Source organism: Tenacibaculum sp. 1B UA, from assembly GCF_033978845.1.
Taxonomy (GTDB): domain Bacteria; phylum Bacteroidota; class Bacteroidia; order Flavobacteriales; family Flavobacteriaceae; genus Polaribacter.
In genome coordinates, this window is record NZ_JAKVUA010000016.1 from 55,568 (window position 1) to 79,972 (window position 24,405).

The 24,405-nt window shown below is 31.2% G+C and carries 17 protein-coding genes; 8 read left to right on the forward strand and 9 right to left on the reverse strand.

What is annotated here, in order from left to right:
* Positions 1-39 precede the first annotated feature (39 nt).
* The 7 genes from MK851_RS12265 (at position 40) to MK851_RS12295 (ending at position 11,473) form a co-directional block, all read left to right on the forward strand.
* On the forward strand, positions 40-816 hold the full coding sequence (locus tag MK851_RS12265; RefSeq protein WP_320244205.1) for a LytTR family DNA-binding domain-containing protein: 777 nt from the start codon (positions 40-42) through the stop codon (positions 814-816).
* Positions 817-821: 5 nt separating this feature from the next.
* Entirely contained in the window at positions 822-2,429 is a 1,608-nt protein-coding gene (locus MK851_RS12270) for a histidine kinase (RefSeq protein ID WP_320244206.1), read from the forward strand.
* 98 nt (positions 2,430-2,527) lie between these two features.
* Positions 2,528-5,053 carry a zinc-dependent metalloprotease gene (locus MK851_RS12275; RefSeq protein WP_320244207.1) on the forward strand — a complete coding sequence of 842 codons (2,526 nt, stop codon included), beginning with the start codon at positions 2,528-2,530 and terminating at the stop codon, positions 5,051-5,053.
* Positions 5,054-5,057: 4 nt separating this feature from the next.
* Positions 5,058-8,354, forward strand: coding sequence for a SusC/RagA family TonB-linked outer membrane protein (locus MK851_RS12280; protein WP_320244208.1), 3,297 nt, complete (start codon positions 5,058-5,060; stop codon positions 8,352-8,354).
* A gap of 11 nt (positions 8,355-8,365) precedes the next feature.
* Entirely contained in the window at positions 8,366-9,682 is a 1,317-nt protein-coding gene (locus tag MK851_RS12285) for a RagB/SusD family nutrient uptake outer membrane protein (RefSeq protein ID WP_320244209.1), read from the forward strand.
* A gap of 77 nt (positions 9,683-9,759) precedes the next feature.
* The gene (locus MK851_RS12290; RefSeq protein WP_320244210.1) at positions 9,760-10,773 is read left to right on the forward strand and encodes a hypothetical protein; all 1,014 of its coding nucleotides are present in this window, start codon (positions 9,760-9,762) and stop codon (positions 10,771-10,773) included.
* A gap of 70 nt (positions 10,774-10,843) precedes the next feature.
* Entirely contained in the window at positions 10,844-11,473 is a 630-nt protein-coding gene (locus tag MK851_RS12295; RefSeq protein ID WP_320244211.1) for a hypothetical protein, read from the forward strand.
* Positions 11,474-11,524: 51 nt separating this feature from the next.
* Here the strand turns inward: MK851_RS12295 and obgE are convergent, their stop codons facing one another.
* The 3 genes from obgE to secDF all read right to left on the reverse strand — a co-directional run bounded on the left by obgE (position 11,525) and on the right by secDF (position 16,805).
* Positions 11,525-12,517, reverse strand: coding sequence for a GTPase ObgE (gene obgE / locus MK851_RS12300; protein WP_320244212.1), 993 nt, complete (start codon positions 12,515-12,517; stop codon positions 11,525-11,527).
* A 103-nt stretch (positions 12,518-12,620) separates the two neighbouring features.
* Complete coding sequence (locus tag MK851_RS12305) at positions 12,621-13,739, reverse strand: adenylate kinase (protein ID WP_320244213.1); 1,119 nt, start codon at positions 13,737-13,739, stop codon at positions 12,621-12,623.
* An 87-nt stretch (positions 13,740-13,826) separates the two neighbouring features.
* Positions 13,827-16,805: a protein translocase subunit SecDF gene (gene secDF / locus MK851_RS12310; protein WP_320244214.1), complete on the reverse strand. Its 2,979-nt coding sequence runs from the start codon at positions 16,803-16,805 to the stop codon at positions 13,827-13,829.
* A gap of 207 nt (positions 16,806-17,012) precedes the next feature.
* Here secDF and MK851_RS12315 point away from each other — a divergent pair, with 207 nt between their 5' ends.
* A complete protein-coding gene (locus tag MK851_RS12315; protein ID WP_320244215.1) occupies positions 17,013-18,689 on the forward strand; it encodes a formate--tetrahydrofolate ligase in 1,677 nt (558 codons plus the stop codon).
* An 88-nt stretch (positions 18,690-18,777) separates the two neighbouring features.
* On the opposite strand, the gene MK851_RS12320 is transcribed toward MK851_RS12315, so the two are convergent.
* The 6 genes from MK851_RS12320 to thrS all read right to left on the reverse strand — a co-directional run bounded on the left by MK851_RS12320 (position 18,778) and on the right by thrS (position 23,869).
* The gene (locus MK851_RS12320; RefSeq protein WP_320244216.1) at positions 18,778-19,818 is read right to left on the reverse strand and encodes an XAC2610-related protein; all 1,041 of its coding nucleotides are present in this window, start codon (positions 19,816-19,818) and stop codon (positions 18,778-18,780) included.
* Between the two features lie 153 nt (positions 19,819-19,971).
* Positions 19,972-20,556: a tRNA (guanine-N1)-methyltransferase gene (locus MK851_RS12325; RefSeq protein ID WP_320244217.1), complete on the reverse strand. Its 585-nt coding sequence runs from the start codon at positions 20,554-20,556 to the stop codon at positions 19,972-19,974.
* Between the two features lie 95 nt (positions 20,557-20,651).
* Positions 20,652-20,996: a 50S ribosomal protein L20 gene (gene rplT, locus MK851_RS12330; protein WP_115901682.1), complete on the reverse strand. Its 345-nt coding sequence runs from the start codon at positions 20,994-20,996 to the stop codon at positions 20,652-20,654.
* A gap of 92 nt (positions 20,997-21,088) precedes the next feature.
* The gene (gene rpmI, locus MK851_RS12335; protein ID WP_099215431.1) at positions 21,089-21,286 is read right to left on the reverse strand and encodes a 50S ribosomal protein L35; all 198 of its coding nucleotides are present in this window, start codon (positions 21,284-21,286) and stop codon (positions 21,089-21,091) included.
* Between the two features lie 44 nt (positions 21,287-21,330).
* Positions 21,331-21,849 (reverse strand): translation initiation factor IF-3, encoded by a 519-nt coding sequence (gene infC, locus MK851_RS12340; RefSeq protein ID WP_320244219.1) that lies wholly within the window; start codon positions 21,847-21,849, stop codon positions 21,331-21,333.
* Positions 21,850-21,922: 73 nt separating this feature from the next.
* A complete protein-coding gene (thrS, locus tag MK851_RS12345; RefSeq protein ID WP_320244218.1) occupies positions 21,923-23,869 on the reverse strand; it encodes a threonine--tRNA ligase in 1,947 nt (648 codons plus the stop codon).
* Positions 23,870-24,405 lie beyond the last annotated feature (536 nt).

A 24,405-nucleotide genomic window follows, 5' to 3' on the forward strand; every position in this document is an offset into this window, starting at 1 on the left:
AATACTTTTGGAGAACCCTCTTAAATCTCTATAAAGTAAATGAAAATATTAGATGTAGTAATAATTGAAGATGAAGATTTAGCAGCAACTTCTTTAGAAAACTTATTGCAGAAAAGTCCTTATCCAATTTCTGTAAAAAAGCGGTTGGAAAGTGTAGAAGATTCAATTCTTTGGCTTAAAGAAAACACCTGTGATTTAATTTTAAGTGACATTCACCTTGGTGATGGTTATAGTTTTGAAATTTTTGAGAATTTAAAAATTTCAATTCCTATTATTTTTACAACAGCTTTTGACGAGTATGCAATCAAGTCTTTTCAGTTTTTTGCTATAGACTACTTATTAAAGCCCTATAGTGAAGAGTTACTTAACAAAGCGATAGAAAAATACATAAACCTTAATGAAAATAAAGGGTATACTGATAAGCTAGAGCAATTACTATTGCAAATGAATAGCAAAATACAGCATCAAAAAGAAAAAGAACGTTTTTTGGTGTCAAAAGGAAGTTTATCTATTTCTATAAAACGAGAAGATGTAGCTTATTTTATGGCACAGGGAAAATACTTGTTCTTATTTACTTTTGATAACGAAAGTTATCTTTATGACGGAACAATTTCTAGTTTAGAAGAAGAGCTATCTGAAAAATACTTTTTCAAGATTAATAGGAAATATATTTTACAGCATTCAGCGATTAATAACATATCAAAATACAGTAATAATCGTATAAAAATAGAATTACAACCAAACTTAAATGTAGAAGAGATGCTTTTAGTGAGTGCTCAAAGAATTAAAGAGTTTAAAAAATGGTTGGATAATTAGTTCTTATGAAGTTTCCATTAAAAAAAAGAAAACATCAATACTACCTGCTGGTAAGTGTATCGTTAATAATGTTATTTTTTATTGGATACGAATTAATAACAAATAAAATTACGTCAGAAGCAGAGAGGTTAGTAGAAGAAGCAACAACCCAAAACCTAAGAGAGAAGAGAGGGGTACTGCAATTTGATTTTAACGAGTTTGATAAGTTTATTTCAGGAGCAAAAAATATTTTAGAAAATAGTACTGTTTTAAAGAGAGATCAACTTAAAAATAGGTTGATTTTTAATAGTGAGCTAGCTTTTTCTGAGGAAATGATTGATGTAAGTTTTATTTATTTTTTTAAAGAAAATGAGATTATATATACTTCTTTTTTAGGAGAAAAAAAATTTGAAGAAGAAACGCTACATAGAATTAGAAAATTAAAAAAAGAGAGTCAAGTCTTTGAGGTTGTTTTAACATTAAACAATACTACATACTATCAAAAAATTATTATAAGCAAACAACCAGATGATACTACAATAGTATATGGCTACAGTATTAATTTGTTAAAATATTGGAGTTATTTTTCACAAAAATATAGTGTTTATGGAGGGTATGTTATTGTAACAGATAAAACAGGTGTTTGTGTGTTGCATCCAGATACTAATTACATAGGAAAATATGAAAAGACATTTTTTAATACTATTTCACCCCAAAACATAATTAAAAAAACGAAGAGTAGTGAATTTAAAAATAATAAGCCAATAAAAGTAACAGTAAAATCAGAGTATTTAAACCTAGAAGTGGTAAGATATTATGATGTGTTACAAGTAGGTAACTCTGAGTTAATTTTAATAACAAGTTTCCCTTTAAATATTTCAATTAGAGAATCTGTTAACGATATTAAACAATATTTACTGTGGATGAGTTTGTTAGCATTGTTAACCTTTATGTTGATATTTGCTTTTTCTAGAAATCAGCTAAGGAATCAATATTTAAAAACGCTTCAGTACGAGCAAGAAAGAAAACGATTGGCTATAAGTAACGAACAATATCAACAAAAAAATGCACGATTACAGTTAAGTCAGTTGCGAAAAAAATTAAACCCTCATTTTCTATTCAATACCCTAAATTCTTTACATGTTTTAATAGGTTTAGATAAAACAACATCTCAACAGTTTGTACTAAAACTATCTGAAGTTTATAGGTACTTATTAAAAGAAAGAGAAGCTAATTTAGCAACGGTAAAAGAAGAGTTATATTTTTTAGAGCAATATTTCTTTTTGCAAAAAATCAGATTTAGTAATAGTATAAATCTATCTGTTGTAGATCATAGTGGAGGAAAAGCTTTATCAAAAAAAATTCCTTTTTTAGCATTAGAAACATTGGTTGAGAATGCTATTAAACATAATGAAATAACAAAGAAAAACCCTCTTTTTATTAAAGTTTTAATTGAAGAAGACCAGATAATGGTAAGTAACAATTATAATCCAAGAAAAAATAAGAAAGAAGCAAGTTATAGTGTAGGTTTAGGGTATTTAAGTAATTTCTACGCATTTTATAATGTAAAGTCATTTAAAACAGAGGTTTTTAATGAAGATTTTAAATGTTATATGCCTTTGTTGTCAAAATAATAAAATTCACTCCTTTATAAAGTAACTTCACTCTCATTTAGTTTTAATCAAACATCTTCATTTCTATATTTGGTTTCTTCTTAATAACAACATAATTTATGAAGGGGTATTCTCAAATGAAGAACATTAATTTAAAAGTACTTAGTTTATTCTTGGTGTTTTTTACCACAATGGTAGCAGCACAAAAGAAAGAAGAAGAAAAAAAAGATACTATTAAAAGTACTAGTAAAGTTTCATACAAGAAATTACAAAAAGAGGGAAACAAAAAAGAGGGACTGTTTAATATTTACAGATTAAAAGAAGATATCTACTTTGAAATCCCAGATTCATTATTCTCAAAAGACTTTTTAATTGTCAATAAAGTTTCTCAAGTTCCTTACGCACTAAACGGACACGGATTAAATAAAGGGATGGCTTATGAAACTAAATTAATTAGGTTCTATAAAGACACAGTATTAAATAAGGTTTGGGTAAAAACAATTAACCCAAGAGTAACTTCACCCAAAAATAATGCAATTACACTTTCGGTACATGATAATTTTGGCGAATCTATTATAGAGGAGTTTAAAATTGAGTCAGAAAACGAAAAGAAAACATCGGCATTAATTAAAGTAAATAGAGTTTTTAACGGAAAAGACAAAAGTTTTAATGATTTATTGTCAAATATAGGTTTAGGTGGTAGTGTTAAAACAAAACTGTCTAAGATTGAGAAAGTAAAAACTTTTTCTAAAAACATAGTAGTAAAATCTCTTTTAACGACTTCTGTATCTGAAGGAAAAAGTGCGGCACTACCTTTATCTATTGGAGTTACAACCAATATAGTTTTGTTACCAACAAACATAATGAAGCCACGTTTTGGAGATAAAAGGATAGGGTATTTTAGTAAACCTATGGATTATTATTCTGATAATCAGCATGAAGTAGAACATCGAGAATTAATTACGCGCTGGAGGCTTGAACCCAAAAAAGAAGATATCGAAAGATATAAAAAAGGAGAGTTAGTGATTCCTAAAAAACAAATAGTATATTATATAGATCCTGCAACTCCAAAAAAATGGATATCATATATTGAAAATGGAGTTTATGATTGGAATAAAGCTTTCGAACAGGCTGGTTTTAAAAACGCAGTAGTTGTCAAACAAGTTACCAAAGAAGATAAAGATTTTGATATTGACGATGTTCGTTATTCGGTAATTACCTACGTGGCTTCAGAAAGGCAAAATGCTATGGGACCTTCAATAGTAGACCCTAGAAGTGGAGAGATTTTAGAGTCAGATATCATTTGGTGGCATAATTTAATGAAAGGTCTACACCAATGGATTCGTGTTCAAACAGGACCTATAAACCTAGAAGCAAGAGCTAATGTTTTTTCAGATGAAATAATGGGGGAGTCTATTAAATTTGTATCATCTCATGAAGTAGGGCACACTTTTGGATTAAAACATAACATGGGAGCATCATTTAGTTACCCCGTAGATTCATTAAGATCAGCTAGTTTTACTAAGAAAATGGGAGGGACTGCACCATCTATAATGGATTACGCTCGTTATAATTATGTAGCTCAACCAGGTGATAATGTAACCGAAATTAGTCCGAAAATTGGAGTGTATGACAAGTATGCTATTAATTGGGGGTACCGTTGGTTAGAAGGAAAAACACCTCATGAAGAATTACCAATACTAAACCAGTGGATAAGAAAACATGAAAATGATCCATTATATTTTTATGGTCCACAGCAAAGAAAGGTTATAGACCCAAGGTCGCAAAGTGAAGATTTAGGTGATGATGCAGTAAAAGCAAGTGAGTACGGATTAAAAAACTTACAAAGAATTGTACCTAACATTTTAACATGGACAAAGGAGGAAGGAGAAGATTATTATAGAGCATCTAAGTTATATAAAGCAGTAATAGATCAGTGGGTACTATACAATAATCATGTTATGGCAAATATTGGAGGGATTTATATCAATAATACTATTTATGGCGATAATAAAAACACCTTTGTGCCAGTTCCTGTAGAAGTTCAAAAAAAATCATTAGAGTATATAATAAATAAAGCGATTTTGCCACAAAAATGGCTGTTTACTCCTGATTTAATCCATAAAGTATACCCTGTAAGAGATGCACCAGATGGTGAACGGTTTTACTCTCCGGTCTCTATGCATCGAGCCTATCAAACAAACATGATTTATCGTCTTGTTGAAACAGATAGATTAATGCGAATTACTGAAAACAAAGTGTTAACGTCTGATGATAAAAAAGTTTTTACAGAAGAATATTTATTTAATGAACTTTTCGAAGCCATTTTTAAAAAAACGATTAAAAATAAACCTATAAATATGTTTGATCGTATGACTCAAAAAAATTATGTAGACGTATTAACTGTTGATAGAAACATATTATTAAAGAAAACAAAACAAACAACATTAACAAACGAACATAAGAACTTTAAAAATGTACACTTTACTTACATACCCAGAGTGTCAGATGCGGGTTCAAATAAAAGAGCAGAATTAGAAAGAATCTTAAAATTATTGAAAAAGAAAAGAAAGAAAGGGGATAAGGCTACTCAGAATCACTACAATGATTTAATAGCTAGAATAGAATATAATTTGAATAATTAAGATGATGAATAAAAAATTAATTTACTTACTGCTTTTTATACCATTTTCAGTTTTTGCGCAGAATACAAAAACAATAAGTGGGACAGTTATCGATGAAGCTAGAAATGAAACCTTGCCAGGAGTTAGCATTTATGCTTCAACTAAAATGATAGGGAATAAAACTAATATAGATGGAGTTATTCAGGCTTCTATGATTGGTACCACTACCGATTTTGATGGTAATTTTTCATTCAAAGCGCCAAAAGAGACAAAATATATTATAATTTCATACATAGGTTTTGAAACTGAAAAAATAAATGTAGAAAATAGAAGTACTAACATGATAATAACCTTAAAAGAAAAGGAAGAGCTTTTAGGAGAGGTTGTTGTTATGGGGTATCAAAAAATAGAAAAGAGAAAAATAACATCGTCGTTTGCCAAAATAAAAACAGATGATGTTAAACGTGCAGGTACTGCTAATATAGATCAAATGCTTTCCGGAGAAATTTCTGGAGTACTTGTTCAGCCAACTAGTGGAGCACCAGGAGCACCAGCTAAAATTCAAATTAGAGGTACTTCAACTTTAAATGGTTCTTCGGATCCTTTATGGGTTCTAGACGGAATTCCTTTACAAGGAAATGATATACCTAAAGATTTTAGAGATAAAGATAATATAGATAATTTAAAATCTTTTCCTATTGCAGGAATAAACCCTGAAGATATTGAAGAAATTACGATATTAAAAGATGCCTCAGCAACTTCTATTTACGGTGCAAGAGCGGCAAACGGAGTAATTGTAATTACTACTAAAAAAGGTAAAGAAGGAACGATGAGAGTTAACTTTAATGCAAGTACTTTCTTAACATTACGTCCCGATTTTGATAAGTTAAATTTAATGAATGCTTCTGAGAAAGTAGATTTTGAATTAGGTTTAGCTAGTAGGTCAGATTTAACTTACCAAAGTGAAAGAGGAGGAGTATCTCGTATTTTACAAGCTTATGGAGAATATGACAACTTTCAAAACAATGGTTTTTCAAGTATAAATCCATTAGCACAAAATGCTATCAATAACTTAAGAAATCAAAATACTAATTGGGGTAATGAGTTATACCAAGCAGCTATAAATCAACAATACGGATTAACACTTTCTGGTGGAAGTGAGAAATCAAGATATTATTTCTCTTTAGGATATTTTGATGAAGAAGGAACTACAAAAGGAACAGGTTTAAACAGGTATAATCTTACTTTTAAAAATGATTATGATTTAAACGATAAATTAAATATTGGGGTATCGGTTTTTGCTAGTAGAAACAAAAATACATCGTACATTACAGGGGCTGATGCATACACCAATCCAGCAAATTATTCAAGAAGAGTAAATCCATATTTTACGCCATTTAATGCTGATGGTAGTTATAATTATGATCCTGATTTAATTGAAAGATCTGAATTAAACTTAAGCTATAACCCGTTAGAAGAAAGACAGAATACGAATCAAGAATTAACATCGTATTCTATTAAACCAATAATTGATCTTACATACGAGTTTGATAATACTTTAAAATTATACACTCAATTAGGTATGCAGTTTGATTTTGACCAAACTGAAAAATTTGGAGATAAAAATAGTTACTATACTAGAAAATATAGATTTGGATCTAGATATCAAGATGAAGATGGTAACGATGCCTTTTTTATGCCAGAAGGAGGTATTAATCAAAACTGGAATAGTGATGCTTTTCAATATAATTGGAAAACAACATTAAATTACAACACTTCTATAAACAATATTCATGAAGTTGATGTTATGTTAGGTACCGAGTTTAGAGAGGATAAACGAACTGAAATTCATACAAAAGGATTTGGTTTTAATTCAAATACTTTAAGAACCGTACCTATAACAGATGAAAGAGCTTTAGGAAATGAATTGTTTAACCCATACAAGAAAACAATTAATGAAAATGCATACGCTTCTTTCTTCGGAACAGCTTCTTATACCTATGATAGAAAGTATACAGTATTTGGAAGTTTACGATATGATGGATCAAACTTATTTGGAGTAAATCCAGAGTTTAGATACTTGCCTTTATGGTCAGTTGCAGGTTCTTGGAATGTAGCTAGAGAAAGCTTTTTTGATGTAGATGCTATTAATGAGCTTAAAATAAGAGGTTCATACGGTGTACAAGGAAACATAGATAAATCAACATCTCCTTTTGTAGTAGGAAATTATAAAGATGAAACTATTTTACCAGGGAATTCTGAACAAGGAATTAATGTAATATCTGCCCCTAACAAAGATTTACGTTGGGAAAAAACAATATCATCAAATGTAGGGTTTGACTTAGGTTTATTCAATAATAGATTATACGTGTCAGCAGATTATTATTATCGTAAAAGTTCTGATTTAATAGGATTACAATCAATACCTCTAGAATCTGGTTTTAATTTTATTAACACAAATTGGGCAACATTAAGTAATAAAGGAGTTGAATTGGCTATAAACACAAAAAATATAGTAAAAGATGATTTTAAGTGGAGCACAAGTTTTAATATATCACATAATAAAAATAAAGTAGAAAAGATTCAAATTAGAGATAATGAATTAAAACCTTCTTTATTAGGGTACGGAGTAAATGCAGTTTTTGCTATTAAAACAGCAGGTTTAGATAGTAACGGATTACCATTGTTTTGGAAAGATGGAAAAAAGGTAACTGCGGTAGATTTTTATAATCTATCAGAAGGGGTTGATGGAAGCCAGTTAACAAATGAAGAACATAGAGATTTATATACCTATGTAGGTAATGGAGACCCTGAGTTTAGCGGAGGTTTTATAAATAAATTCCAATACAAAGAATTTAGTTTAAGTATTGCAACCAATTTTAACATAAATCAGACTGTAAAAAGAACACCTACGTACCACCCAACTCAAATAAGTCCAACATATAACTATAGTACTGAGGTTTTAAAAGCAGGTACAGGAAGTTACCCAGCTTTTATAGGTGGTACAACACCAGGCTTTGAAACAGATTTAGTGTATAGCTGGTATAATACATACGATGCAGGTAATACATTTAGAGACTTAGATATTTGGGTAGATAAAATTTCATATATCAGAGTTAATAGTATAAAGTTTGGATATAGTGTTCCAAGCAAATATCTAGAAGATATAAATGTTTCAAGATTAAGCTTTAACCTAGAAGGAAGAAATCTATTTGTTTTTGGAACAGATTATGACGGGTACTTTGATCCAGAAACTTTTGGTAGTTCGTATTCACAACCAATTCCTAAAATTATTTCTTTCGGATTTAATCTTTCTTTTTAAAAAATATAGAAATGAAAAAACATATATATATATTATTGATTAGTATAGTAAGCATTGTTTCTTGCGATGATTACTTAGACGTAGAACCAGTAGGACAAGTAATTCCTAAATCTGTTGAAGATTATAGAAATTTTTTAACAACAGCTTATGCAACAGAAAAGAACAATCATATTCTAACTACTTATAGAGCTGATGAGTTACAATTAAGTAAAAGTTCCGTTGGTTCAGAACAATATGAGGACCTTTATTTATGGAACGATGCGAATGCTTCACCATTAACAACAGCTTTTTCGTATGCTAGTTTTTATAAAATAATTTTTCATGCAAATCATGTTATAGAAAAAGAAACAGAAATTACAGGAGATGCAACAGCTATTAGCCAGTTGGTAGGAGAAGCTTATGCATTACGAGCACTGCAATACTTTCAGTTAGTTAATTTATATGCAAAAGCATATGATACTACTTCAGCCAGTAGTGACAATGGTGCTCCTATAGTTACTGAATACAACTTAGACCAAAAGTATGACATTCAATCAGTAGAAGAAGTTTATACACAAATTTTAAATGATCTTTCTAATGCAGAAGCACGTTTAAATATAGAACAGCAAGCTACTGGTTTTAACTATAGGTTTTCAAAACTGGCATTAAAAAGCTTGAAAGCTAGAGTGTATTTATATAAAAAAGAATGGCAAAAGGCTATTGATGCAAGTAAAGAAGCTTTAACTATAAAAAATACAATACAAGACTTAAATGCAGATGATTCTATCATGCCGTCAGAGTTCAGTTCTGTAGAATCTATTTTAGCATTAGATCAAGTGTCGTCTTTTGATATAGCAAGTAATGCTGTGGTTTCTGATCAATTTTTAAATAAGTATGATAGAATAAACGATTTAAGATTTAATATTTATTTTAAGAAAGACGGAACAGTTTACAGAGCTGCTAAAACAGCAGACATTAAGTACAAATCAACTTTCAGAGTAGCTGAACTATACTTAACATTAGCAGAAGCGTATACACAATTAAACGAATTAACATTTGCAAAAGAGCAACTGTTAGTATTAGTAAAGAACAGGTATACACCAACTAAAGTTACAACTTATACCACTTATATTAATTCATTAACAAAGCAACAGTTATATGAAGAAATATTAGACGAGCGTGCACGTGAATTTGCAATTGAGGGGCAACGTTGGAATGACTTAAAAAGAACTACGCAACCTGAAATAACAAAGTGGTACGAAGGAAAAAATTATACCCTAAATAAAAATGACAGTAGGTATGTAGTTCAGTTTCCAAACGATGCTAAGATAAACAACCCAAATTTTTAAGATAAAAATATCCGGCAAGTATCAAACGGATAAAAATAAATTGATACTTAATTACTAATTATTTAAATATTTACATTATGAAAAAAGTTTTCCCTTTTTTGTCTTTAATTATTGCACTTGTAATAGTAAGCTGCTCTAGTGATGATAACGATAAAGTAGTACAATCATCTTTAAACAGTATTACAAGTTTTAAAATAAACTTTGAAGGCTTAAGTGAAGATGATGTTATATACGATTTAGGAAATAACATTACAATAAGTGTTCCTTTTAAAACAGATATTACAGGTTTAGTTCCTAATATTACCATATCAGATAAAGCTACTATTTCACCAGCCTCAGGAGAAGCGGTAAATTTTGTTGACGGTGAAGCAATGCCTTTTACTGTTACTGCAGAAAATGGTGATGAGAAAGTATACAATGTTACTATTAATATTCGTGGAGAAGTAGGTAGTGGTTCAAAAATTCAAACCTTCCTTTTTAAAGATGATTATAGTGAGAGCCTAACTACTTATACGTATGATGATGTATCTAATTTTATTAAATCATACGCAATTGAAGAAGGAGGAGCAACCACAACGTACACATTGGTATATGATGACAAAAACCAAGTAATTGAAGTTAAAACTGATGCAAAAAGTACTATTTATACCTACAATGATGCAGGTTTAATTGTAAGCGCTATTGAAAAAGAAGATGGAAAAGAAATTTATACTTACACTTATACTTACGATGCGGATAATAGATTAGAAAAGAAAGAAAGAGTAAACAAAGAAAATGATAAGGTAACAAATACAAGTTATATATACAATGAAGAAGGGAATGTAAAGTCTCAAACTATTGGAACTGAAACATTGGAAAATACTTATGATGATAAAAACAATCCTTTTAAAGGTGTTTACCCATCAGCTTTTTCAAAGATAAATATAGGAATAGGGTTAGATGCAGTTAATGTAAACAACCCAACCCAAGGTAGTTTTTCAAGTGATACACCTGTAACATATACATATAACACAGATAACTACCCAGTAACAGCATCATATGTAGTATTTGGATTCATCAACACTGACATTACGTACACTTATTTTGATTAATTGATTATTCCCCTAGTTAAGCACTCTTAAGATTTATTTTAAGGGTGTTTTTTTATGCAAATTTATTATTATGAAAAAAATAACCATATTATTAATAGCTATTTTATTAGTAACTTGTAAAACAAGTGCTATAAAAAACGAAGATATAATTGTAGAGCTGACAAAAGAAGAACAGCTAAATAAACTGTATCAAGAAAAAATAAAACCTCTGTTTAGTTCATATATTGATATAAAAATACCTAATGAATTTAGGATAGATAAGAATGACAACTCTATTAATGCTGGAGCAGCAGATAATTATATTGAAGTAAGTCAAGGATTAGTAGATTATGATAAAGAGTATATAAAAGTTTATGTACTATCTCACGAGATAGGTCACATCGTAACACTTAATCAAGCAAAAAAGTTTAAATTGGGTTCACAAATACCTTCTGGGATTGAAACAAATGATTATAAAAAAGCAGAGTATTTAGCAGATTTAATTGCCATACATTTAATGCTAACCAAAGAAAAAGTTTTAGGAGAAGAATTAAAACAGAATTTAGAAGTAGTTCAATCTTTATTAGGACCAGAAATATTTACACATCCAAGTGCTGTAGATAGAGTAACACTAATGAGAGAGTATATAGATAATAGTATTCAAGAAAATGCTGATGAATCCTTTAAAGAAATATTTGAAAATATTTGGAATATGGATTAAAAAAACACCTCGTAGAGGTGTTTTTTTTAAAGTTTATCTTGTTGAAAATAATTAATTCAGCATTTTCCACAATTTATCTTTGAGCTCCATTAAGCCTTGTTGGGCAACAGAAGAGATAAATAAGGCTTCAATACCTTCTGGTAAAAAATCTTGTTTAATTTCTTCTTTTAATTCGTCGTCTAACATATCTGACTTAGAAATGGCTAACAAACGATCTTTATCCAACAATTCAGGATTGTGTTTGCGAAGTTCATTCAGCAAGATTTCATATTCCTTTTTTATATCCTCACTATCAGCAGGAATTAAAAAGAGTAGGGTAGAGTTACGTTCGATATGTCGTAAAAAGTGATGCCCTAAACCTTTTCCTTCTGCAGCGCCTTCAATAATTCCAGGAATATCAGCCATTACAAAACTTTGATGATTTCTGTATTCTACAATTCCTAAGTTAGGTTTTAAGGTTGTAAAAGCGTAATCAGCAATTTTTGGTTTTGCTGCAGTTATTACCGATAATAAAGTAGACTTTCCAGCATTTGGGAAACCTACTAAACCAACATCAGCTAAAACTTTCAATTCGATACGATACCAACCTTCTTGGCCGTCAATACCTGGTTGCGCATAACGAGGTGTTTGATTAGTTGACGATTTAAAGTGCCAGTTACCACGACCACCTTTACCACCTTCTAATAAGATAATTTCTTGTCCGTCTTCAACAACTTCGTGTAAAACTTCATCGGTATCTGCATTACGGATAATAGTTCCTAAAGGAACAGGAACAATAACATCAGAACCATCCTGTCCGGTACTTCTACTACTACTACCATCGCCACCGTGTTCTGCTCTAAAATGACGTTTAAATTTTAAATGGAAAAGCGTCCACATATTTTTATCGCCACGTAATATAATATGACCACCACGACCACCATCACCGCCATCAGGACCACCTTTCGTGATGTACTTTTCGCGATGTAAGTGTGCAGATCCACGACCACCTTTACCCGATGATGCGTAGATTTTAATATAGTCGACAAAATTTCCTTCAGTCATTTCTTCTATAATGTTATTCCTACGAAAGCAGGAATTTTGTTAATATTATATTATTTATACAATGAAATTCCTGTTCTAGTCGGGAATAACAAAGTACTGTAATTTATAACGTATCAAATACGTCAGATAAACGCTGTGTAATCTCTTCAATAGAACCAACACCGTTTACACCATAATAATTACCTTGTGCTTGGTAATAATCTTTTAAAATAGCTGTTTTAGTGTTATATTCATTAAAACGATTACGAATTTTACTTTCATCCATATCATCTGAACGACCACTAGTTTTTCCTCTTTCTAGTAAACGTTCAACCAATAAATCTTCTGGTACTTCTAAAGCAACCATTCCGTTAATACGTTCACCTTTCTCAGCTAAAAAAGTATCTAACGCTTCTGCTTGTGATTCTGTACGGGGGAAGCCATCGAAAATAAACCCAGCAGCATCAGCATTTTTATTTACCTCCTCTTTTAACATGTTAATGGTAACTTCATCAGGAACTAAATCTCCAGCATCAATATATTTTTTTGCTAATACACCTAGTTCAGTTTCATTTTTGATATTAAATCGGAAAACTTCTCCAGTTGAAATATGTATTAAATTATATTTTTCTTTTAAAACTTCTGCTTGAGTACCTTTTCCTGCACCAGGAGGGCCGAATAATACGACATTTTTCATATTGGGTTGTGTTGTTAATTGATAAATAGCAGGCAAATTTCTACCATACCCTTTGTAATCTAATCCATAACCTACAATAAATTTATCGTCAATACTTTTTCCGATATAGTCTATATGTAACTCTTTACGGTAAACATCAGGTTTGTAAAAAAGTGTTACTATTTTTAATTCTTTTATGTTTTTTGTTTTAAAGATTTCATAAATCTCTTGAAGGGTTGTACCAGTGTCAATAATATCTTCTAAAATTACAACGGTACGACCAGATAAATCTTCGTTAAGACCAATTAAACTCTTTACATTTTCTGTTGAAGATGTGCCTTGGTAAGAAGACAGCTTAACAAAACTAATTTCACAATTACCTTTATACTGACGTAAAAAATCAGCAGTAAAAACAAAGCATCCATTTAAAATACCTATAAAGACAGGAACTTCATTTGGAGGTAAATCGTTTTTTAACTGTTCAGCCAAAGAGCTTACAGTAGTAGAAATTTCATTAGCTGAAATAAATTCTTTAAAGTATAAATCGTGGAGTTTTGTAATTTTCATCAGATTGCAAAGATAGTTGCTTGATATTAAATGAAAAAACCGTTTTGAAGTTTATTCAAAACGGTTTTATGTATGTTTTTATATGAGTTACTTGTTTTCCTCTTTTTTAGAAACGTCAAACATAATTGGCGTTGCAACAAATAAAGAAGAGTAAGTACCTACTACTACACCTACGATTAATGCGAACATAAATCCTTTAATACTATCTCCCCCAAAGAAGAAAATAGCTAACATTACTAATAATGTTGTTAAAGAGGTGTTGATAGTTCTTCCTAACGTACTGTTTAGTGCTTTGTTTACTAAACTAGCAGTAACTGTATTTTTACCTTCTGTAAACTCTCTAATTCTATCAAAAATTACCACGGTATCATTTAACGAGTATCCTACAACTGTTAAGATAGCAGCAATGAATGATTGACCGATTTCCATATCAAATGGCATGAATTTGTATAATAAAGAGAACACACCTAATACAACTAATACATCGTGGAAAACAGCTACTACCGCACCGATAGAATATGCCATTTTTCTAAAACGTAATAAGATGTATAAGAAAACCACAATTAATGAACCTAAAACTGCCCATAAAGCTGATTGCTTAATGTCATCAGCAATAGTAGGTTCTACTTTCATGTAACTCATAATTCCATTTCCTGCTTTTTCAAAACCAGGTTTAAAGTCTTCGTATGAAGTATTACCTAAATGAGGCTTTAATCCTTTATACAGAGCTGTTTGTACAGCTTCATCAACTTCCGTGCCTTCTTCGTCAATTTTGAACGCAGTAGTAATTTTTAATTGGTGATCAGATCCATAAGTTTTTACTTCTGGAGCTGTACCAAATACATCTTTCAATTGTTCAGCTACTTCGTTTCCTTTCATAGCTTCATCAAAACGTACTACATAAGAACGACCTCCTTTAAAATCTACTCCCTGTTTTAAACCTACAGTAAAAATAGAAACTAAACCAATTACAATGAAGAATCCTGAAATGATATAAGCAATTTTACGTTTTTGTAAGAATTCAACACTAATATTTCTGAACCAGTTTTTAGAGAACCCAGTATTGAAAGGTAAACTAGTTCCTTTAGCAACTGCACCGTCAATAAATAAACGAGTAATAAATACAGCTGTAAATAAAGAAGTAGCAATACCAATCATTAAGGTTAAAGCGAAACCTTTAATAGGTCCTGTACCAAAAGTATATAATATAATACCTGTTAGTAAAGTAGTAATATTGGCATCAATAATTGCAGATAACGCCCCCTTAATACTAAATCCTTCATCTACAGATTCACCTAAGTTTTTCCCTCCGTATAACGCTTCTTTAATTCTTTCGAAAATAATTACGTTTGCATCTACTGACATACCTATGGTTAAGATAATACCTGCAATACCGGGTAATGTCAATACAGAGTTAAATGAAGCTAAAATCCCGAAAATAAATAAGATGTTTACTACTAAAGCAATGTTAGCATATATACCAGCTCTTCCATAGTATAAGAACATCCAAACTAATACTAAAATAATAGCTAATCCGAATGACCACATACTCGCATCAATAGATTCCTTACCTAATGATGGTCCAACAACCTGCGCTTGGATAATACGAGCCGGAGCAGGTAATTTACCAGCTTTTAATACAGTTGAAATATCCTGTGCTTCAGCTACGGTCATTGTACCTCCTGAAATTTGAGTGCTACCATTAGGAATTACTCCATTTACTACAGGTGCAGTATATACGTAGTTATCTAACACTACGGCAACAAATTTACCAACATTTTCGCTAGTCATTTTCGCCCACTGCTTGGTTCCTGAGCCATTCATTAACATAGACACAACAGGTTTACTTAACTGGTCGTATTCTTGTTTTGCGTCAGCAATTACATCTCCATCAATGGGAGCTTTGTCTTTTCTGTTAGATTTAATAGCATATAAACCAATAATCTCCGTTCCATCAGCTCCAGCTTGAGATTTGTAATCCCATAAAAACTTAGTGTATTTTAAGTTATTAGGTAATAAAGCTCTTACCTCTTTGTTGTGTAAGAAACTATTTACTTTCGCTGTATCTTGAACCCTAGCTTGTGCAACTAAAGAGCTTACTTGTTGTTGATTTTGAGCTACATTTGGAAATAAATAAGTAAATAAGTTCTTTTGAGTTTTAACATTTGTTGAATCAGCTGACTCACCTAATAAGTCATCAATATCGTTGTCTGCTTTAGCAGTATCTTTAACTTGCTCAGTAGCTGAATCATCTTTTAACATTTCAGCAACTTTAGCATTGGCTGTAAAGAAAAAGTTTTGAACGTCAGCATTTGTGTATACTTCCCAAAATTGTAATTCAGCAGTACTTTGTAATAATTTTTCTACACGATCAATGTCTTTCGCTCCTGGTAATTCTACTTGAATTCTCCCAGAGTTTCCAATTCGTTGAATATTTGGTTGTACAACTCCAAATTTATCAATACGGCTACGTAATACTTCAAAAGCAGTGTTGATAGAAGTGTTGATTTCTTCTTGTAAAGTCGATTTAACCTGCTCATTTGTTTTGTTGAAGTCTATTTTATCACGTAAAGCCTTTGTTCCAAAAATGCTTGGGTCGCTTAATTTAAGGCTACCATTACTTAATTTTTCGAACTCGTTATAGAATAAATCTAAATAATTCTCTTGACTATCTTTTTGAGCTTCATCAGCATTAGCTAATGCTTGCTTAAAAGTTGTGTTTTGAGAATCGTTAGATAATCCGATTAAGATATCTTTTACTGATACTTGTAAAATTGCATTAATACCCCCTTTTAAATCAAGACCAAGGTTCATTTCCTTGTTTCTGATGTCATTGTAAGTGTATTGTGTAAACCACAAATCTACTACCTCTTTGTTAGCTACGCTATCTAAGTATTTTCTTTCATATCTAGCCAAAGCCCTACCATTGTTATCACTAACATTAGCCTTAGCATACTGTTTCGCACTATCTTCTACCTTATTGGCAAAGAACGTAAACGATAATTGATAAATACTTACTAAACCAAAAAGTATAGCAAATAATTTAATTAATCCTTTGTTTTGCATTGTAAATAATTTAAATCGACTTTATTTTAAAAACGTGCAAATATAGCGTTTCATTAAAAGAAAAGCGAATTCTTTTACCATATTTATGTGATTAGATAATAATTAGGGAATATTTGCTAACAAATGTCAGTTTTTACAGGGATTATATTACGTATATTTACCTACTTTTTAGCAAAACAAATAACTTAAAATTTTAAATAATTTGCCATGGCGCATTTAACCGATATAGAGATTGCTCAAGCAAAAGAATTACAACATATTAAGCATATTGCAAGTAAGTTACAAATAGAAGAAGATGATTTAGAAATGTATGGGAAATACAAAGCTAAATTACCCCTAAGCTTAATAGATGAAGAGAAAATAAAAGAAAATAACTTAGTATTGGTAACAGCATTAACTCCAACGCCAGCTGGCGAAGGAAAAACTACTGTTTCTATAGGTTTAACAGAAGGGTTGAATAAAGTAGGAAAACAGGCAACAGTAGTATTGAGAGAGCCTTCATTAGGGCCAGTTTTTGGAATCAAAGGAGGAGCAGCTGGAGGTGGATATTCTCAAGTTGTACCTATGGAGGACATCAACCTACATTTTACAGGAGATTTCAATGCTATTGAGAAAGCAAATAATTTACTCTCAGCTTTAATAGATAACAATTTACAGAGCAGAACTAATAATTTAAATATCGATCCTCGTACTATTTTATGGAAACGTGTGATTGATATGAACGATCGTTCGTTACGTCAAATCACAATTGGTTTAGGGGGGACAGCAAATGGGATACCACGCGAAGATGGATTCAATATTACACCAGCTTCAGAAGTAATGGCTATTCTTTGTATGGCAACTTCTTTTGATGATTTAAAAGAACGCTTAGGGAGTATTTTTATTGGGTTCACTTTTGATAAAAAGCCAGTTTTTGCACGTGACTTAAAAGCACAAGATGCCATGGCTATTTTGTTGAAAGATGCTGTAAAACCAAACTTGGTACAAACGTTAGAAGAAAATCCAGCAATAATTCATGGAGGACCTTTTGCCAATATAGCACAAGGGACAAATACAATTATTGCGACTAAAATGGGATTATCTTTATCAAATTATGTGGTAACAGAAGCTGGTTTTGGGGCTGACTTAGGAGCAGAAAAATTCTTAAATATCAAATCACAATATGCAGGGTTAAATCCTAAATGTGTGGTATTAGTAGCTACTATTAGAGCATTGCGTCACCATGGAGGTTCTCCAAAAGAAGAATATAATACGCCAAGTTTAGAGTGTGTACAAAACGGATTTAAAAATTTAGAGAAGCATATTGAAAATATTAGAAAGTTCAATATAGAACCTGTAGTAGCGATTAATTCTTTTATTTCTGATTCAGATGAAGAAGTACAGTTTGTAATTGATGCTTGTGATAAGTTAAGAGTACAAGCTGTCGTTTCTGAAGGATGGACGAAAGGAGGAGAAGGAACTAAAGATTTAGCAAAAGCTGTAGTTGACGTTGTTGAGAATAAAACAACACAGTACAAACCACTGTACGACTGGAAGAGTCCAGTAAAAGAAAAGATAGAAACTATAGCTAAAGAAGTTTATGGCGCAGACGGAGTAACTTATGATAAAAAGGCAGAGCTAAACCTACGTAGAATTGACCGTTTAGGGTTTAACGACTTTGCTATTTGTATGGCAAAAACGCAAAAATCATTTTCTGATGATGATAAGTTAATTGGAAAACCTGAAGGGTTTACGATTACGGTTAGAGAAATTGAGATTGCGGCAGGAGCACAGTTCATCATTCCAATTTTAGGAAAAATGATGCGTATGCCAGGGTTGCCTGCAACACCAGCATCTGAAAATATGACAATTGATAACAACGGAGTAATTTCAGGGTTGTCATAAGAAATACAATGCTAGATAATGGTAGTTTTAACAAAAGTCCCGAGTGATAAACTCGGGATTTTTATTAAAAAAAAATTGAAACTAAAACTTATTCGCTGATAAGATTGTTTAGTTCTGTGTCTTTTAAAGTTTTTAAACTTCCTTTTATAGAGTTTAAATTTCCTTTTAAATCGTAATTCTTACCATTTACAGTAACAAGTATACCAATGCTATTAACTTTGTTTTCTTTACTTTTTTGATAGATTTGGTAAGTTGCATTCCTGTTTTTAAAGGTTAATGTATTATCTGTTTTATTGAGGTTGAAATTATAATTTTCTTGCATCATTTCAAGAGGAAATGAAAACTCTACAACTCCGTTAGGTTTTATCAAGGCATAATTAAGCACTTGATTATCAATGATGAATAGAACGACTTGTTTTTGGCTTCTAATAAGTTTGAATGATAATATTTCAGAAACACCATCATATTTAAGGTTTAATGTTTTAATAATTTTTGTGTTCTTTTTATTACCATTCCACTGTGTTGTAGTTGTAGAGAAAAAAGGAGCAAATGCAGCGTTTTCTTCTATAATTAAAGTAGGAGTAGGTACGTCGTTAACGACTTTAAAAGTTGAATATTGATGCCAGCAACAACCACTTTTTGTGATAGTGTGAATAGTTTTTGTTTTGGAGTTCGTTTGAAACATACCACAATATTCTTGCGCTAATCGAGTAAACTCAGGGCTAAATGTTAGTTTGTTGTTAATTTCTAGATAGACGTTAAAAGATGGTCCATGATAGCAGCTAAATTGCCCATTCATAATGGCTAAATCTTTAATACCATCAAAATTGAAATCTTTAGATATTAAAATACTTTGTTCTCCATATGGAAGTTCTAAAATATTAGTTTTAACATGTTTTGTAGCTTCTAATTCAAAAGTTAATTCGTCGGATTGAATTTCTATTATTTTTGTATTTGTTTTAGATTCAAAAATAGCAATACATCCTTTTTTAAAAATTTTATTTTCATAACCTTTCTCAATAGTCAACAATCCTTTATACTTATTTGAGAAACCTTTAATTTCATATTTGTTTTGGCAATAAATGCTGAAAGAAATCAAAATAAACAATAGAGTAAAATTATTTTTCATTGATGTATTTGTTAGGTGTAGTAACTTTAAATAGCTTTTTTCTAATGACAAAACTATCTTAAAAAGGGAAGAATACAAATATAAAAAGCAACCCTTAGGTTACTAAAGTAGCCGAATAAGAGTTACTTTTTTCTGTAAATTAGGGATGGAATATTAATTCACACCACGTTGTTTATTAATTTCGTCTTGTAACTGTCTACGTAGTTTTTGTTCTTTTTCAATAGACTTTCTCTTATACTGCTCAAACTCCTCTTCAGTATCAGTTAGTAAACTTTTAGTCTCTTTAGTAATTACATTACTGTTTTTAAACCTGTAGATAAAAAAAGTTAACCCAGCAAGTAAAACAAAAATAATCCCCCATACGATAGAATTGTAAGTGGATTTGTTTAGAGGAATACCAATAAAAGAAATAGCATCCTCCTTGTCAATAGAAGTGGTCAAGTCTTTATTTAATGTACCTATTTTAGTTTGTAATTCAGTAATACTTTTTTGCTGCTCATTTATTTTTACTTGTTTAGCAGCTGCATCAGTTTTAATAACTTTTATACTATCTAAAATACTATTCTGTAGTCTTAAGTATTCATTTTTTTTTACAACCTTATAAATTTGATAGTTGTTTGATTTTTTGTAAAGCTCTTTAAATTGGTTTTCAACAGTATTGGGCTGCTCAATAGAGCTATCTTGAGCAACAATACTTTGAGTAAAAATAAAGATGAATACTATTTTAAAAAATTTCATAGGATTGATATTTTAGTTCAATTGATGAATATAGATGGTTTAAAAAAACCCAAACGTTAAGGTTTGGGTTTTTAGTATAAGCAAGGTTATGAAACTTATTTTACTTTTTCTACAACGGCCTTAAAAGCTTCTGGGTTGTTCATAGCTAAATCAGCTAAAACCTTACGGTTTAACTCAATGTTATTAGCTTTAACTTTACCCATAAACTGTGAGTAAGACATTCCGTACTGACGAGCACCAGCGTTAATACGTTGGATCCATAATGAACGGAAGTTTCTCTTATTGTTTTTACGGTCACGGTATGCATATAGCATTCCTTTTTCAACCGCATTCTTTGCTACTGTGTAAACGTTTTTACGACGTCCAAAGTAACCTTTTGCTTGCTTCAAGATTTTTTTTCTTCTATTTCTTGAAGCTACTGAATTTACTGATCTTGGCATAATTCAAATATGTTTTTGTAGTAGGCGACTTATTTAAAAGTTCTTCATGTGCCTAACTCCATGGTTAATAATTAAATTCCCTGTGCTAACAATTATTTTAAAACTAATTGTTGCTTAATGTTAGCTTCATCTGACTTGTGTACTAAAGTCGAATGAGTTAATGCAAGCTTACGTTTTTTAGACTTCTTTGTTAAAATGTGACTTTTAAACGCGTGCTTTCTTTTGATTTTCCCAGAACCAGTTAACTTGAAACGTTTTTTGGCACTAGACTTTGTTTTAATTTTAGGCATCTTTGTTCTTAGTTTTATCTTGCTTATATTATCGTTGTATTTGTTTATTTAACCTTTTTAGGGGCAATAAACATAATCATACGTTTTCCTTCCAATTTAGGCATTTGTTCTACCTTACCGTATTCTTCTAATTCTTGAGCTAATTTTAGTAGTAAAATTTGTCCTTGTTCTTTAAATACAATTGAACGCCCTTTGAAGAATACAAAAGCCTTTAATTTAGCTCCGTCTTTCAAGAACTTAATAGCGTGCTTCTTTTTAAATTCATAATCATGTTCGTCAGTCTGAGGTCCAAAACGAATCTCCTTAACGGTAACCTTAGTCGCTTTTGACTTTAAGGCTTTTTCACGTTTCTTTTGCTCATATAAGAACTTTTTGTAATCAATAACTTTACATACAGGAGGAACAGCTTTAGGTGAAATTTCAACTAAATCTAATTCTAACTCTCGTGCAATCTCTCTAGCTTTAGCTAATGGATATACACCAACTTCAAGGTTATCGCCTACAAGACGAACTTCATCAACATGTCTAATTTTTTCATTAATTCTATGTTGATCTTCTTTAATTACTCTTGCGGGTCTTCTACCGCCTTTTCTTCTAATTGCTATGACTTATAAATTTTAAATTACTATTTATTTTTTAACTTCCAAAAGGAACTAATGTTTTACTAACTTCTTTCTGTATTAGAGAAACGAACTCTTCTATAGTAAATGTTCCTAAATCACCTTCACCATGTTTTCTTACAGATACTGTGCCGTCTTTTTCTTCCTGTTCTCCAACAATAACCATAAAAGGTATTTTGCTAACTTCTGCATCGCGTATCTTTCTTCCTGTCTTCTCGTTACGGTTATCAACGAGGGCGCGAATTTCGGAATTTTCTAACAAAGTTAAAACTTTTTCTGTATAATTTTGATATTTCTCACTGATTGGCAGTACAATAACTTGCTCAGGGGTTAGCCAAAGCGGGAAATTACCTCCTGTATGCTCCAGTAGAACTGCAATGAAACGCTCCATAGAACCAAATGGCGCACGGTGAATCATTACAGGTCTGTGTAATTGGTTGTCAGCGCCCTTATACTGTAAATCAAAACGTTCAGGTAAATTATAATCTACTTGAATAGTCCCTAATTGCCAACTTCTGCCTAAAGCATCTTTAACCATAAAGTCTAATTTGGGACCATAAAAGGCAGCTTCGCCTTCTTCAATCACATAATCTAAACCTTTATCTTTTGCTGCATTGATAATTGCTTGTTCTGCTTTTTCCCAGTTTTCAACTGAACCAATATACTTGTCAAGATTATCCATGTCTCTAATAGATACTTGTGCAGTAAATTTTTCAAAACCTAAAGAACCAAATACATATAGTACTAAATCAATTACATTTTTAAACTCTTCATCTAATTGTTCAGGGGTACAAAAAATATGAGCATCATCTTGAGTAAAACCACGTACACGAGTTAAACCGTGTAATTCACCACTTTGCTCATATCTATATACAGTACCAAATTCAGCAAAACGTTTTGGTAAATCTTTGTACGAATAAGGTTTGTGATTATAGACCTCACAGTGATGCGGACAGTTCATCGGTTTTAATAAAAACTCTTCGTCAGCCTTCGGAGTAGTAATCGGCTGAAAACTATCTTCACCGTATTTAGCATAGTGTCCTGAAGTTACATATAGTTCTTTCTGACCAATATGTGGTGTCATTACCATTTCGTAACCAGCTTTCTTCTGAGCAGCTTTTAAGAAATCTTCTAAACGTCCACGTAAAGCAGCGCCTTTAGGTAACCATAAAGGTAAACCTTGTCCAACTTTTTGAGAAAACGTAAATAACTCTAACTCTTTCCCAAGTTTTCTATGGTCACGTTTTTTAGCCTCTTCAAGTAGTTCTAAATATTGCTTTAACTCTTTTTGTTTAGGGAAAGAAATTCCATACACACGAGTTAACTGATTGTTCTTTTCATCACCACGCCAATAAGCACCAGCAACATTCATAATTTTTACAGCCTTAATAATTCCTGTATTAGGAATGTGCCCACCACGACATAAATCAGTAAAATCACTGTGATCACAAAAAGTAATGTCACCATCTTCTAACCCTTCAATAAGCTCTACCTTATATTGATTATCTTGGGCTTTATAATAAGCTAAAGCATCAGATTTAGAGATAGAACGTAGTTTAAATTCTGCTTTTTCACGAGCACGTTCTAAAAACTTTTTTTCTATTTTGTCAAAGTCTTTTTCTGAAATAGACTCGTCTCCAAAATCAACATCGTAATAAAACCCATTTTCAATAGCGGGACCAATAGTTAATTTTACATTAGGATAAAAATCTAAAATAGCTTGAGCCAATACGTGAGCAGAAGAATGCCAGAAAGCTTTTTTTCCTTCAGGGTTGTTAAATGTATATAAAACTAACGAGCCATCTGTGGTTAAAGGAGTAGAGGTTTCAACGGTAGTTCCATTAAAACTCGCAGAAATAACATTTCTAGCTAAACCTTCACTAATACTTCTAGCAACATCCATTGGAGTGCTGTTTATTTCAAATTCTTTGATGCTCCCGTCGGGTAATGTAATCTTTATCATTATATAATATAGTTGTTATAAATAATTTCCTTACAAGTGGAAATTTTGAATCGCAAAGATATTGTAAAAGCATTTTTCCTACAATATATATATAATGTATTTCACATAAGATGATTTGTTGGTGTTGGTTTTTCACTTTGTTGTCTGTTTCCGCTGCGCTCCAACAACATAAAGTGTCGGGCTTTCTGCTATATTTATTGTTTAGGCTGCTAAATACAGTCAAGACAAAAGGATGCCACTTTAAGTACTGTGTATTCAACGAAACAAATAAGGTAATAACGATTGAGTTAATCCCTAGTGCGAGTTGTCTACCTATATATAGTCTAAGTATAAGAAATTTTTCGATTAATTAGGAGGTTTTAGGGGTAAAAGAGATAGAAGACATGTAAAACAGGATATACTTACAAAAAACTTTTGGGGTTAAAATATTGTGGAGTAGTGAGTTAAAAATTGGGTATAAAAAAAAGGCAAAAAAAGTAGTTGTTAAGTGGAAAAAGGTATCTATATTTGCACCCGCAAACGGATAAGCGGTAAGC